General features: G+C 48.3%; 16 protein-coding genes, 3 tRNA genes and 1 rRNA gene. 6 read left to right on the top strand and 14 right to left on the bottom strand.

Features of this window, described 5'->3' with window-relative positions; all coding sequences use genetic code 11:
- Positions 1-224: 224 nt before the first annotated feature.
- The 4 genes from KNQ18_RS00100 to KNQ18_RS00085 all read right to left on the bottom strand — a co-directional run bounded on the left by KNQ18_RS00100 (position 225) and on the right by KNQ18_RS00085 (position 2,048).
- Positions 225-300, bottom strand: a tRNA-Ala gene (locus KNQ18_RS00100).
- Positions 301-404: 104 nt separating this feature from the next.
- The gene (gene tatC, locus KNQ18_RS00095; RefSeq protein ID WP_149427966.1) at positions 405-1,184 is read right to left on the bottom strand and encodes a twin-arginine translocase subunit TatC; all 780 of its coding nucleotides are present in this window, start codon (positions 1,182-1,184) and stop codon (positions 405-407) included.
- A 7-nt stretch (positions 1,185-1,191) separates the two neighbouring features.
- Positions 1,192-1,389, bottom strand: a complete 198-nt coding sequence (locus tag KNQ18_RS00090; protein ID WP_029342825.1) for a twin-arginine translocase TatA/TatE family subunit — start codon at positions 1,387-1,389, stop codon at positions 1,192-1,194.
- A complete protein-coding gene (locus KNQ18_RS00085; RefSeq protein ID WP_023469604.1) occupies positions 1,389-2,048 on the bottom strand; it encodes a redox-sensing transcriptional repressor Rex in 660 nt (219 codons plus the stop codon). Before KNQ18_RS00085 ends, KNQ18_RS00090 begins: the two co-directional genes overlap by 1 nt.
- A gap of 167 nt (positions 2,049-2,215) precedes the next feature.
- Here KNQ18_RS00085 and KNQ18_RS00080 point away from each other — a divergent pair, with 167 nt between their 5' ends.
- Together KNQ18_RS00080 and KNQ18_RS00075 are read left to right on the top strand one after the other, a co-directional pair.
- Positions 2,216-4,117: an ATP-binding cassette domain-containing protein gene (locus KNQ18_RS00080; protein ID WP_029342826.1), complete on the top strand. Its 1,902-nt coding sequence runs from the start codon at positions 2,216-2,218 to the stop codon at positions 4,115-4,117.
- Positions 4,117-4,539: a hypothetical protein gene (locus KNQ18_RS00075; RefSeq protein ID WP_064299193.1), complete on the top strand. Its 423-nt coding sequence runs from the start codon at positions 4,117-4,119 to the stop codon at positions 4,537-4,539. Before KNQ18_RS00080 ends, KNQ18_RS00075 begins: the two co-directional genes overlap by 1 nt.
- A 131-nt stretch (positions 4,540-4,670) precedes the next feature.
- Here the strand turns inward: KNQ18_RS00075 and KNQ18_RS00070 are convergent, their stop codons facing one another.
- Both KNQ18_RS00070 and KNQ18_RS00065 read right to left on the bottom strand, forming a co-directional pair.
- Positions 4,671-5,264 (bottom strand): flavin reductase family protein, encoded by a 594-nt coding sequence (locus KNQ18_RS00070; RefSeq protein ID WP_149427967.1) that lies wholly within the window; start codon positions 5,262-5,264, stop codon positions 4,671-4,673.
- A 19-nt stretch (positions 5,265-5,283) separates the two neighbouring features.
- On the bottom strand, positions 5,284-5,682 hold the full coding sequence (locus tag KNQ18_RS00065; RefSeq protein ID WP_149427968.1) for a DoxX family protein: 399 nt from the start codon (positions 5,680-5,682) through the stop codon (positions 5,284-5,286).
- 183 nt (positions 5,683-5,865) lie between these two features.
- On the opposite strand from KNQ18_RS00065, the gene KNQ18_RS00060 reads away from it, so the two are divergent.
- The 3 genes from KNQ18_RS00060 (at position 5,866) to KNQ18_RS00050 (ending at position 7,475) form a co-directional block, all read left to right on the top strand.
- Positions 5,866-6,186, top strand: coding sequence for a winged helix-turn-helix transcriptional regulator (locus tag KNQ18_RS00060; protein WP_023469609.1), 321 nt, complete (start codon positions 5,866-5,868; stop codon positions 6,184-6,186).
- Between the two features lie 105 nt (positions 6,187-6,291).
- Positions 6,292-6,747 carry a flavodoxin gene (locus KNQ18_RS00055; RefSeq protein WP_214771801.1) on the top strand — a complete coding sequence of 152 codons (456 nt, stop codon included), beginning with the start codon at positions 6,292-6,294 and terminating at the stop codon, positions 6,745-6,747.
- A gap of 68 nt (positions 6,748-6,815) precedes the next feature.
- Complete coding sequence (locus KNQ18_RS00050; protein WP_149427970.1) at positions 6,816-7,475, top strand: haloacid dehalogenase type II; 660 nt, start codon at positions 6,816-6,818, stop codon at positions 7,473-7,475.
- Between the two features lie 47 nt (positions 7,476-7,522).
- Here KNQ18_RS00050 and KNQ18_RS00045 read toward each other — a convergent pair whose 3' ends face one another.
- The 7 genes from KNQ18_RS00045 to KNQ18_RS00015 form a co-directional block, all read right to left on the bottom strand.
- Entirely contained in the window at positions 7,523-8,092 is a 570-nt protein-coding gene (locus KNQ18_RS00045; protein WP_058704191.1) for a hypothetical protein, read from the bottom strand.
- A 28-nt stretch (positions 8,093-8,120) separates the two neighbouring features.
- On the bottom strand, positions 8,121-9,128 hold the full coding sequence (gene tsaD, locus KNQ18_RS00040) for a tRNA (adenosine(37)-N6)-threonylcarbamoyltransferase complex transferase subunit TsaD (RefSeq protein ID WP_214724240.1): 1,008 nt from the start codon (positions 9,126-9,128) through the stop codon (positions 8,121-8,123).
- The gene (gene rimI, locus KNQ18_RS00035; RefSeq protein ID WP_214724242.1) at positions 9,125-9,580 is read right to left on the bottom strand and encodes a ribosomal protein S18-alanine N-acetyltransferase; all 456 of its coding nucleotides are present in this window, start codon (positions 9,578-9,580) and stop codon (positions 9,125-9,127) included. Before rimI ends, tsaD begins: the two co-directional genes overlap by 4 nt.
- Positions 9,573-10,226, bottom strand: a complete 654-nt coding sequence (gene tsaB / locus KNQ18_RS00030; RefSeq protein ID WP_214724244.1) for a tRNA (adenosine(37)-N6)-threonylcarbamoyltransferase complex dimerization subunit type 1 TsaB — start codon at positions 10,224-10,226, stop codon at positions 9,573-9,575. Before tsaB ends, rimI begins: the two co-directional genes overlap by 8 nt.
- A complete protein-coding gene (gene tsaE / locus KNQ18_RS00025; RefSeq protein ID WP_023469616.1) occupies positions 10,223-10,672 on the bottom strand; it encodes a tRNA (adenosine(37)-N6)-threonylcarbamoyltransferase complex ATPase subunit type 1 TsaE in 450 nt (149 codons plus the stop codon). Before tsaE ends, tsaB begins: the two co-directional genes overlap by 4 nt.
- 119 nt (positions 10,673-10,791) lie before the next feature.
- Positions 10,792-10,868, bottom strand: a tRNA-Met gene (locus KNQ18_RS00020).
- Positions 10,869-10,902: 34 nt separating this feature from the next.
- Positions 10,903-10,979, bottom strand: a tRNA-Met gene (locus tag KNQ18_RS00015).
- Positions 10,980-11,108: 129 nt separating this feature from the next.
- Here KNQ18_RS00015 and KNQ18_RS00010 point away from each other — a divergent pair.
- Positions 11,109-11,579, top strand: coding sequence for an NUDIX hydrolase (locus tag KNQ18_RS00010; protein WP_214724246.1), 471 nt, complete (start codon positions 11,109-11,111; stop codon positions 11,577-11,579).
- A 121-nt stretch (positions 11,580-11,700) separates the two neighbouring features.
- Here the strand turns inward: KNQ18_RS00010 and rrf are convergent.
- Positions 11,701-11,798, bottom strand: a 5S ribosomal RNA gene (gene rrf / locus KNQ18_RS00005); the annotation flags it as partial.

Below are 11,798 nucleotides of genomic sequence, written 5' to 3'. Positions count from 1 at the left end.
GCGTTCGTTTTCCCCTTTTCTGTAAAACCATAGTAGTACTACTGATAAAACAGTTAAACGAAAATTCTGTATATTTAGTTTAATGAATTTAATGGAAATAAACAATTTATATTTGTCTATTTTTTTAATTTATTTGTTTTACATGACATTTTATATTTGTAAGGAATTTAACTGGGAGTAAAATAAAAACTCCTCGACGCTTCGAGGAGTTAGATATTTGGTATTGGTGGAGACTATCGGGATCGAACCGACGACCTTTTGGCTGCCAGCCAAACGCTCTCCCAGCTGAGCTAAGCCCCCATGAATTATCTTTAGTATACGCATCACTAACTGCTTTATCAATATAAAAAGAACGCTTTCATAAAAAAGAATCCCTTCCAAAATCGTCGGAAGGAATTCACGATTCATTTATTCAATTCACGCATCAAGTCCGCCTGTCGTTCAAGCTCTGCCTGTTGCTCGAGGATCAAGACCTTTTTGTACGTCCGCGCAGAAATCAAGATGCTGATCTCATAGAGAACGAACAATGGCACCGAGATCATCAAGTGTGACGTCACATCCGGCGGTGCGATCAATGCCGCAACGACGAACAGCACAAAGTACGCATATTTCCGATTCTTTCGCATGAAATATGGCGTCACGAGACCAAGACGCGTCAGGAACATCGTCACGACCGGCAATTGGAACAGAAGACCGAACGGCATCGTCAATCGGATTAAGAAACTGAAGTAGTTCTCGACTCCAATGACTTGTTCGATTCCGAGCTCTTTCCCGAGATCTGTTGAGACTTCAAGCAAGAAGGGAAGCAACCAGAAATACGAGAAGGCTACGCCAGCCAAAAATAGAAAGAAGATGACCGGAATATACGTCAATGTCGCTTTTTGCTCCTTGTCATAAAGTCCTGGTCGGACGAATGCCCAGAGTTGATACATCCAGAACGGTGACGCTAAAATCAGCGCAATGATGAACGCAAGATTCAAATACAACATTAAAGGATCGGCGACGTTGAAGGCATTCAAACCGATGCCGAGCTCTTTTAAGTCCGCTTGCAAGAAGCGAACGAGCGGTCGGACGAGCGGAAATGCGACAGCGAACAGGACGACGACGATGATAAGCGACCAGACGATCCGCTTGCGCAGTTCGTCAAGGTGCGACGTCATGCTTTGCTCTTGATCAACCGTCATGATTCAATCACTTCTCTTTCGGTTCGTCCTTTTTATCGTCGTCCATGATGCCGTTCGTGGCATTCTTGAACTCTTTCAATGTCTGACCCGCAGCGCGTCCGAATTCTGGTAACTTCTTCGGTCCGAAGATGATCAACGCGACGACCGCGATTAATCCGATGCTCGCTGGTCCGATACCTAGTGTGAGCGGGATAAGGTTTTCCATTATGATTTCACTCCTTCAGCTGATTGCGAATAATGCTTCATGAAATAAACTAACGACTGCAACTCGATCGATAAATCGATGTGATGGACCCGGACGCTCGCTGGCACGTTCAACCGCGCTGGCGTAAAGTTCAGGATGCCTGTCACACCATACTCGACTAACTCATCCGCTACTGACTGTGCGAACTGCGATGGAACCGTCAAGATGGCAACATCGACCTGATTCGCTTCGATTTGTTCTTTCATGTCCGAAACATGATAGATTGGAACGTCATGCGTCGTTGTTCCGACCTTCTCTTCGTCCGCATCAAACGCAACGACTATCCGAGTACTATTATTCTTTAAAAAGTTATAATTTGCAAACGCTGTTCCGAGATGACCGACCCCGATTAAGGCAACATTCGTCACCTCATCTTGATTCAAGGTTTTGCGGAAAAACGTTAAGAGATGTTGAACGTTATACCCATACCCCTTCTTCCCTAATGCCCCAAAGTAGGAAAAATCGCGACGAATCGTTGCTGAATCAACCTTCACCGCCTCGCTTAACTCAGCAGAAGAGACGCGGAGCTTGCCTGAATTGTATAAACTTTGGATGAAGCGATAATATAGCGGCAACCGTTTTGCTGTCGCTTGTGGAATTTTTGTGTCTGGTCCATTCATCCTGCAGTTCCCCCTTCGGCCACATCCATCGTGGCACCCAAATCTTTGCAAAAAGCTTTCTACTCTCCTTGATTGTAAACCACTTCACATAGAGTCACAAATAATATATTCCGCAGGACCTTGCGCTTTTGTTCGTGATAGACTAAAGGGTGGAAGGATGGATGGAAATGATACTCTTACAAGTCAATCAACTCTCGAAATCATTCGGCGTCGAGCCGATTTTAGAAAATATCAAACTGGAAGTACAAGAGCGAGATCGGATTGCGCTCGTCGGACGAAACGGTGCCGGTAAATCGACCTTGCTCAAAATCATCGCTGGTGAACTCAGTCATGACTCGGGCGACATCATGAAAGGCAAGGATGTCAAAATCGGTTATCTCGCGCAAGACAGTGGTCTCGAATCGAATGAGACGATCTGGAACGAGATGCTGACCGTCTTCGAACATCTCCAGGAACAAGAACGAACACTGCGCCGGATGGAAATCGAAATGGGCATGGAGCATATCTTGAACGACCCGGTCGCTTACGATCGTCTCTTGAAGACGTACGATCAAGCGCAACACGACTTCTCAGAAGCCGGTGGTTATCAGTTCGAAGCGAATATCCGCTCCGTTTTGCACGGCATGCGCTTTTATCCGGATGATTACTCGCGCCGGATTCAGACATTATCCGGTGGTCAACGGACACGGCTTGCCTTAGCAAAGATGCTCCTGCAAGCACCAGAGCTCCTCATTCTCGATGAGCCGACCAACCACCTCGATATCGATACGCTTGCTTGGCTTGAAAGCTACCTCGGTGGTTATCGTGGTGCCGTCCTGATCGTCTCGCACGACCGGTACTTCCTCGACCAAGTCGTCAATGTCGTCTACGAACTGTCGCGCAATGTCTGTCGTAAGTTCACGGGGAACTATACGAAGTACTTGGAGCAAAAAGCGGCCTTATACGATCAGGAAATGAAGCAGTTTGAACAGCAGCAAGAAGAGATCGCGAAGATGCAGGACTTCATTCAACGGAACATCGCCCGGGCGACGACGACAAAACGTGCCCAAAGTGTCCGGAAGCGGCTCGAGAAGGTCGACCGGCTCGACCGACCAGATGGGGATGAGCGTAGCACGGTCCTGTCCTTCCCGATTGAAAAACAGAGCGGGAACGACGTTCTTCAAGTCAATCAACTGGCGATCGGTTACGAAGAAGCTGTCTCAAAAGACATCACGTTCCGCTTGCAACGCGGTGAATCGCTGGCACTCGTCGGACCGAATGGAATCGGAAAGTCGACGCTCCTGAAAGTCCTCGTCGGCCGCTTACGCCCCCTCTTCGGTGATTTCCGTTTCGGAACCGGCGTCTCGATCGGATATTACGATCAAGAGCAGGCGGAACTCAATGATCGGAACCGTGTCATCGATGAGATTTGGAACGAATGGCCACTGATGCGTGAACAAGAAGTCCGGTCCGTACTCGGGCAATTCCTATTTAGCGGTGACGATGTCTTCAAGATTGTTCATGAGTTATCCGGTGGCGAACGCGGACGTCTCGCGCTCGCGAAACTGAAACTCCGGAAGACGAACGTCCTCGTCCTCGATGAGCCGACGAACCACTTGGATCTGGATTCGAAGATGGTCCTTGAAAACGCGCTCGTCGACTACGAAGGTACGCTGCTATTCGTCTCCCACGACCGTTACTTCATTGACCGGATCGCGACCCGCGTCATCGAGATGAGTGAAGCCGGCGTGACGGAATACCTCGGTGATTATTCGTACTACACGGAGAAGAAGGCGGAGCAAGAAGAGATTGCGCGTCTTGAAGCCGAGGAAGCAAAAGCCGCAAAGGTCACGGCGTCGAAGACGATCGACAAGGAAGCACAGAAAGAAGAACGCAAGCGCCGTCAGCAGATCGAGCAACTCGAACAAGACATCGAGCGGCTCGAACAGCGTTCGGCAGAAATTGAACAATTGCTCTGTGAACCGGAAGTCTTCAACGATATTCCGAAAGCGACAGCTCTTTCAGCAGAACGTGACCAAATTGATGTCGATCTACTCGAATTGATGGAACGATGGGAGAACCAACACTGATGCGGACGAAAAGCTTTTTCATTAACTTGATTCAAGGACTGCTATCCGGCATCCTTTATTTCGTACCGATGTATGCAGACTACGTGTCCACCTTCATCCGGCCGGATGCTTTTAATGCCGCGCTTCCTTTGTTCCTCCTGATTTCTTGTATGATCGGTCTCGTCATCCAGACATGGAGCGGTCTTTTCGTCAGTTTACTCTCGGGATTATGCTGTACGCTCCTGACGACACAGCTATTCGTCGAACTCAATGACCCGTTGATCCTATCGTATTACGGTAGTGTCTCACCGCTCACCGCTTTCTTGATAAGCTGTGTCGGCATTTGGGCACTCGCAATCGTCTTTTATTTGCTCGATGGCTATCAGTACAGTAAACGTCATGGTCTTGAAGCCTCTTCAAACGAAATCGATCCGCAACCTTGAAGTCCGATCGATGAATCAGATGAACGACATGAGAAAAAGGAGTGGAGATTCCGGTAGCTAGACCGGTCTCTCCACTCCTTTTCGTTTGAATCAAAACGAATCGTACGATGAATCAAGCATTCACGCTTCTATCATTTTGTCGGTCGGGCAATCGTAAACGTCTTCCCGATCGTCGCATAATCATTCCCTGCTAAACGAGCGACAGCCTTCAAGCCTGCTGCGTCAATCCGGAACGAATCGACGAGTTCATCCGCGACGTGATAACGCAGTACTTCCCCAATCAGAAGATCGGCACCTTCTAGCTCGACGTATTGCGTCAAGCGCATCTCGAAGCGGATTTTCGCTTCGGCGATTCCGGGTACTTCGATCGCGTCACTATCGACGAGCGTCAAATCCGTCCGCTCAAGCTCACTTTCACCGTAAGCAAGTGGCGCTGCTGTCTCATTGACTGCGTCGACGATCTCTTCGCTGACGATATGGATGACATAACTTTGTTTCGCCAAGATGTTACGTGCCGTATCCTTCTGACCCTGATCCGTCCGTTGTACGGCAATCACCAGTTGTGGTGGACTGCTTGAAGCGACCGTAAAGAAGGAAAACGGTGCGGCGTTGACCGTCCCGTCTTCTCCTTGCGTTGTCACGAAAGCAATCGGACGCGGAATGATGCTTCCGATCAGTAATTTATAATTGTCTTTTGCGCTAAGCGTTGATGCCTCGAACTTCATGAATGACCCACCTTTTTCTTCACCCGATGAGTGCAGCGAGTGAATAGTCTCCAGCACCGATCATAGCTACACCAAGCGCGATGACGATCAATGCCATGTTGTATTCGTACCCGTTCTGCGTCACCCAGTAACCATTCGCACCGTGTACTTTAACGATCGCGACAAGCATCGATCCAATGATGAGGAGTGCTGCGATCCAGAGGAATACGCCTCCTGCAAACAACAAGCCGCCGATCAATTCAGCAAGACCTGCTGTAATCGCGAGTGTCTTCCCTGGCTTCATGCCGATTGATTCGAACCAACCGCCTGTTCCAGCGATTCCGTGTCCGCCGAACCAACCAAATAATTTTTGTGTCCCGTGTGCAGCGAACGTTAAGCCGATGATTAAACGAATAATTAAAAGTCCTGTATCCATCATTGCTCTCTTCTCCTTTTACCTAATGTATTTTAGTTACTTTAAGTAACTCAATAAACAGACTATATCTTATCACTTACTAAAAGTAAATAGATTTGTTTTAGTTCAAGACGTTACATTAAGTAAAATGATTCGATTTTTTTAGCAGAAGCGGGTATACTACAACTATAGAAAGGATGAGTGCTGATGGAAGAAGTCGCAATCCAACCGGCTCTTTGTCCCAAAGTCGAACATGCCTTTGAAATCTTAGGTAAGAAATGGACGGGTCTGATCTTACGTCACTTGTTGACGAAGACATGTCGTTTCAATGAGATTCAAGATGCCATTCCCGAATTATCAGGTCGTATGCTCACGGAACGTATGAAGGAGCTCGAAGCGGAAGGCATCGTCATCCGGACTGTCATTCCCGATCGTCCGATTAAGATTCAATACAGTTTGACCGACAAAGGGCGCCAACTCGAACCGGTCATTCGTTCCATTGAGGAATGGGCCGAACTACAAGACTAATGTATAGAAAAGCATCTTCTTTGGAAGGTGCTTTTTTATATGCCCTTTGACATTGATAATCATTATCAATTAAAGTAGAGAAGTACAGTGAAAGGAGGAAGATGCATGCATATCGCGATTGGATTCGTCAGCATGTCCGGTAATACGGAAGATATCGTCTCGCTCATTCAACATGAACTCGAGCAACACGATGTCGACGTGACGATCACGGAACTAGATCAATTCGTCGGGGAGGACTTATCACGTTTTGATGGTCTATTACTCGGCTCATATACATGGGGAGACGGTGATTTACCGTATGAAGCAGAAGACTTCGTCGAGGAGCTACGGGAACAATCCTTAGACGGGATACCGGCTGCTGCTTTTGGTTCGGGGGATCTTGATTATCCGAAGTACTGCGCAGCGGTTGATTTGATTGAAGACGCGTTAAAAGAAGCTGGGGCGACCCTCGTCACGGATGGCTTGAAGATTGAGTTTGATCCGAATACCCCGGAGAAACAGGCCGCTTGCCGCGCATTCGCACAGACGTTTCATCGCTTTTTACGACAGGTTCATTCTTGAGTGTCGTTTGAATCCGTACTGTAAGGGAATCGTTAAAACAGACTCTATGAAAGTGAGATGAATGTTTTATGACGATTCAAGCACTTGTCTTTGACGTCTACGGTACATTATTCGATGTCCATTCCGTCAAAGAAAAAGCCGAAGAACTTTACCCGGGTCACGGAGAAGCGATCAGCAAACGCTGGCGGGAGAAACAACTGGAGTACTCTTTCCTCCGACAATTGAACGGACAGTATGTGCCGTTCAGCCAAGTGACACAAGATGCTCTCCGCTATACGTTACTCGAACTGAAGCTCCATGTGACCGAGGAACAAATCACGACCTTAATGGAGACGTACCTGACGCTTAATGTATATCCCGAAGTTAGCTCCGTTCTCGAGACGATGGCGGACAAGCGCCTAGTCGTCTTCTCGAATGGTTCCCATGATATGCTCGATCCGCTGATTGAGCAGTCAGGCTTAGCCGATCGGTTCGAACATCTCGTCAGTGTCGATGATATCAAACAGTATAAGCCAGCACCTGCATCCTATATGCATGCCTTAAACACGCTCGGTCTAAAACGCGAGGAAATCCTCTTCATGTCCTCGAACGGTTGGGACATCACCGGGGCGAAGAGTTTCGGCTTCAAAACGGCATGGATCAATCGAAATGGACTTCCGGTCGAGGAATTGAATCTCGATCCCGATCGTATCTATGATGACTTGACGGGTATCACTGAATGGCAATGAACGAACAACAGCGGACTCCTATTTAGGAATCCGCTGTTTTCATGGATTTAGTAATTAGACAAACGTGAGTAACCCTTCTTGAATAGATCGAGTTTCAGACCGCCTTCTTTTTCGATGAAGAAGAGGTATTCGTTTTGATCCGTATCCTTATAGAAGACCTTAAATAACGTCAACGTCCGTTTTTTATTGTTCTCGACAGCCGTCACCTCATGCTTTGAGATGACCTCGGCTTGGACTTGTTCTGCATCCATCTTTTGAATCATTGGTTCGAATGACTTCTTTTCTTGATCCGTCACTGGTGTTCCGGAAGCAATCATGAAATAATCATCACTCGCCTTGTTCGTTAAACCATACTTCCGATCGACGATGACGACGTTACTGAGCTTACCATTGACTGTCTGATCAAAAGCATATAACTTTTGAATCCGGGTCTTTTCCCCTTCTGCTCGTCCGATTTCGTAAAGTGGACGTTGTTTCGTATTCGTCTCGACCGCTTTTTTATCGGGTACGAGTTCTTCCTTATAGGCGACTTGGTATGCGTTGACGATTTCTCGGATCTGAAGTCCGATCGCGACGATGACCAGTACCGCTAACAATGCGATGATGACTTTTTTCATTCCATTTCCCCCAAGTTGTTCGGATTCCTTACTTTAAATCTAGCCCAGGTTCTGCGTTCATGGCAAGTGTCGAATAGCGTAACGCGCGATACGGATGAATCGCAGCCGCTCCGATCATCGCTGCATTGTCTCCACACAGGTGCATCGGCGGAATGACGAGATCGATTCCTTCCTTCGCACACGCTGCTTCGAGACCTTGGCGTAATCCTTTGTTGGCAGCGACGCCACCAGCAAGCAGTAATTGACGTCCCCCTTTATCCTTCACGGCACGGACCGCCTTCGTCACGAGTACCTCGACGACGCTCGCTTGGAAACTCGCAGCTAAATCTTCCGGGATGATCGTTTCTCCCCGTTGTTCGGCGTTATGCACAGCATTGATGACTGCTGACTTCAAACCGCTGAAGCTAAAGTCATACGAATCCTTTTCGAGCCAGACACGTGGAAAATGGAACGTATCCTGACCAGTCTGTGCCAACTGGTCGATTCGTGGACCACCTGGATACGGTAACTTCAACGTCCGAGCAACTTTATCATATGCTTCCCCGGCGGCGTCATCCCGTGTTTCACCAATGACTTCATATACACCGTCTTCCGGCATGTAGATCAGTTCCGTGTGCCCACCTGATGCAATCAAACAGACGAGCGGAAACTCAAGCTCTTGCACGAGACGATTCGCATAGATATGACCTGCGATATGATGAACACCGATCAATGGTTTATTGTGAGCAAAGGCGAGTGCCTTCGCTGCGCTGACACCAACGAGCAGTGCTCCAACGAGTCCAGGTCCTTCCGTGACGGCGATCGCATCGATATCGTCGATCGTGACGTTTGCTTCCGTCAAAGCATCATCGATGACGTATGTGATCCGTTCAACGTGATGGCGTGAAGCCACTTCAGGCACGACGCCACCGAATCGTTTATGACTTTCGATTTGAGACGAGACGACGTTCGATAAGACGTCGATTCCTCCACGGACGACGGCAGCTGCCGTTTCGTCGCAACTCGATTCAATTGCTAGAATCAATGGTTGTGTCATAGGTCTTCTCCCTCCAGCTCCAGCCAGTAGATGGCAGCATCTTCATTGTTATCTTGATAATATCGTTTTCGGACACCGACATACTGAAATCCGAGTTTTTCATATAAAGTCCGCGCTGGTGTGTTCGAGACACGTACTTCGAGTGTCATCGCCCGCAAACTAAGCGCACGACCGACGGCGATCAATGCCGTTAGCAGATCTTCCCCGAACCCTTGTCCGCGATGCGACTGCTTGACGGCAATATTCGTAATATGTCCTTCATCCGCGATATGCCACAGACCAGCAAACCCAACGATACCATCTTGATCGGCAACGACATAATAGGCATTCGGATTTTGTGTCATTTCCGCTTCGAAGGCATCTAGCGTCCACGGTGTCGCAAACGATTCGAGTTCAACCGCATGAACACCTGCAGCGTCCTGTACGGTCATCCGACGAATGCCCTTACTCATGACGCTGTGCCTCAATCCATTTCGCCTCTGCTTCAGCTAGACGCAGGTATCGTGGTTCGAACGCATGCGCTTCGACCGTCTGGCGTGTTGCACCGAGTAAAGCGAGTACACCGGCACGTGGAGTCCGGAAAGCAGGAGCCGCCTTTTCAAATGGCTGAAGAATCTCTTCGAACGCATCGACGTCTCCTGTGACGAGCGTATCTGGCGGTAACGTCTTCACAAAAGAAGCGATCTCGACATGCTGTTCTTCACCGATTCGTTTCCCGGCGTCGTACACTCCGACAAACCCTGCTCCACGCCGCGCATCTTGAATTGCTGCGACACGTCCCGTATGACCTGTCGAAGCCGCCATCAGTTCAAGTGTCGAGATGGCAACGAGCTCGATGCCCAGTGTATAGGCGAGCGTCTTCGCTGTCGTCGCTCCAATCCGTAATCCGGTATAAGAACCAGGACCGTCAGCAACGACGACACGTGTCAGTTGAGCCGGTGTCCATTTTGCTTCCACCATCAAGCGCTCAAGCAACGGCATGAGTTTCGTCGCATGATTCAAGAACGTGACATAAGAAGCTTCTGCTACGATCTGTTTCCCGTCTGAAAGAGCAACCGATAATTGTTTCGTCGATGTATCAATAGCTACGATTTTCATGATTTCAATCCCTCACATAATGTAATGTATCGTTCTCCGATCGGCGTCAGCTCAAAACGTCGACTATCATCACCCGTTCGCGTGATCGTGATTGCCAAACGTTCAGGTGGGAGGCTGTCCGCGATCAATTCAGACCACTCGACGACGGCGACGCCTTCACCGTTCAAATATTCTTCAAGTCCGATATCATCACCGGAACCTTCCAAGCGATAGACATCCATGTGATAAAGAGGAAGACGTCCCGTATAGACTTTCATGATCGTAAAGGTAGGGCTGTTGACGTGACGCGTCACACCTAACCCTTTCGCAAAGCTTTGCGTAAAGGTCGTTTTCCCAGCACCTAAATCCCCATCGAGCGTAATGACCATTCCCGCTTCAGCACGTCGTCCGAGTTCAAGGGCCAAGGCAGTCGTTTCTTCCAAGCTGTTCATTTCCAGTTCTATCATACGATGTCTCCTCCTTTAATACGTACTGTTCGTCCTTCTCTATTGTACCGAACGAAAAAGGCAAAAAAAAATACGAAACGCTGAACGTTTCGTAGTAAAGTTGAAGTTAAGTTTAAAATTGGTTGCGGGGGCCGGATTTGAACCGACGACCTTTGGGTTATGAGCCCAACGAGCTACCAGACTGCTCCACCCCGCGACGATAAACGTTTCGGATTTGATTATTTAAAAATTGGTTGCGGGGGCCGGATTTGAACCGACGACCTTTGGGTTATGAGCCCAACGAGCTACCAGACTGCTCCACCCCGCGATGATATAACGTTTCGACAGATATTAATATAACATGCGTCTTTTAAATTGGCAAGTCTTTTTGCCTTATTTCTTTTTACTAACTGTCATAATGAATATTCTTCTATACTGATACGAAAGGAGTGAGCAGATGGGATACTTATTAGATTTACGAAAGATCGTAGGCAACCGACCGTTGATCAGCGTGGGTGCGACCGTACTCGTCATGAATTCACAACATGAACTGCTATTTCAATATCGTTCGGATACACACAGTTGGGGACTCCCCGGTGGTTCGATGGAACCAGGTGAGACACTTGAAGAAGTTGCGATGCGCGAGTTGCAGGAAGAAACCGGACTTCAAGCACGCAGCGTTCAGCTGCTAGACGTCTTCTCGGGTCCTGATTACTTCTTCCGTTATCCAAATGGCGATCAAACCTACAGTGTGATCCATCTCTTTCAAGCAAAAGACGTATCGGGTACCTTACAAATGACGGACGGAGAGAGTCTCGACTTACAGTATTTCTCCCTGAATCAATTACCAACACCTCTTGAAGCACGTGCTGCAGCGCTCTTACGCCAAGTCACGCCTCGTCTTCTTAGCACAACCCCTTCTTTTTAATCTAGATGCTTCGCTTAAACTGACGTGATGGCGGATTGACGTCCATTCGTCAGTTTTTTTTCTTTCTTATCTAAAAGGACTACACAAAAAGACCGACCTGCAATCTGCAGATCGGTCAAGTGCCTGGCAACGTCCTATCCTCACAGGGGGAAGCCCCCAACTACTTTCGGCGTTCAAGTGCTTAACTTCCGTGTTCGGCATGGGAACGGGTGTGACCAC

The sequence above is a fragment of the Exiguobacterium sp. s78 genome (assembly GCF_018618985.1).
Lineage (GTDB): Bacteria > Bacillota > Bacilli > Exiguobacteriales > Exiguobacteriaceae > Exiguobacterium_A > Exiguobacterium_A abrahamii.
The sequence above is the reverse complement of the archived record's forward strand: the minus strand, read 5'-3'. Positions and strand labels throughout refer to the sequence as shown.

Excerpts from the sequence above, each read along its gene's own strand:
- tsaE (WP_023469616.1), bottom strand. The coding sequence starts at position 10,672 with ATGATAGAACTGGAAATGAACAGCTTGGAAGAAACGACTGCCTTGGCC.
- KNQ18_RS00085 (WP_023469604.1), bottom strand. The coding sequence starts at position 2,048 with ATGAATGGACCAGACACAAAAATTCCACAAGCGACAGCAAAACGGTTG.
- KNQ18_RS00075 (WP_064299193.1), top strand. The coding sequence starts at position 4,117 with ATGCGGACGAAAAGCTTTTTCATTAACTTGATTCAAGGACTGCTATCC.
- KNQ18_RS00060 (WP_023469609.1), top strand. The coding sequence starts at position 5,866 with ATGGAAGAAGTCGCAATCCAACCGGCTCTTTGTCCCAAAGTCGAACAT.
- KNQ18_RS00065 (WP_149427968.1), bottom strand. The coding sequence starts at position 5,682 with ATGATGGATACAGGACTTTTAATTATTCGTTTAATCATCGGCTTAACG.
- KNQ18_RS00080 (WP_029342826.1), top strand. The coding sequence starts at position 2,216 with ATGATACTCTTACAAGTCAATCAACTCTCGAAATCATTCGGCGTCGAG.
- tsaB (WP_214724244.1), bottom strand. The coding sequence starts at position 10,226 with ATGAAAATCGTAGCTATTGATACATCGACGAAACAATTATCGGTTGCT.
- tsaD (WP_214724240.1), bottom strand. The coding sequence starts at position 9,128 with ATGACACAACCATTGATTCTAGCAATTGAATCGAGTTGCGACGAAACG.
- tatC (WP_149427966.1), bottom strand. The coding sequence starts at position 1,184 with ATGACGGTTGATCAAGAGCAAAGCATGACGTCGCACCTTGACGAACTG.
- KNQ18_RS00090 (WP_029342825.1), bottom strand. The coding sequence starts at position 1,389 with ATGGAAAACCTTATCCCGCTCACACTAGGTATCGGACCAGCGAGCATC.
- KNQ18_RS00010 (WP_214724246.1), top strand. The coding sequence starts at position 11,109 with ATGGGATACTTATTAGATTTACGAAAGATCGTAGGCAACCGACCGTTG.
- KNQ18_RS00070 (WP_149427967.1), bottom strand. The coding sequence starts at position 5,264 with ATGAAGTTCGAGGCATCAACGCTTAGCGCAAAAGACAATTATAAATTA.
- rimI (WP_214724242.1), bottom strand. The coding sequence starts at position 9,580 with ATGAGTAAGGGCATTCGTCGGATGACCGTACAGGACGCTGCAGGTGTT.
- KNQ18_RS00055 (WP_214771801.1), top strand. The coding sequence starts at position 6,292 with ATGCATATCGCGATTGGATTCGTCAGCATGTCCGGTAATACGGAAGAT.
- KNQ18_RS00045 (WP_058704191.1), bottom strand. The coding sequence starts at position 8,092 with ATGAAAAAAGTCATCATCGCATTGTTAGCGGTACTGGTCATCGTCGCG.
- KNQ18_RS00050 (WP_149427970.1), top strand. The coding sequence starts at position 6,816 with ATGACGATTCAAGCACTTGTCTTTGACGTCTACGGTACATTATTCGAT.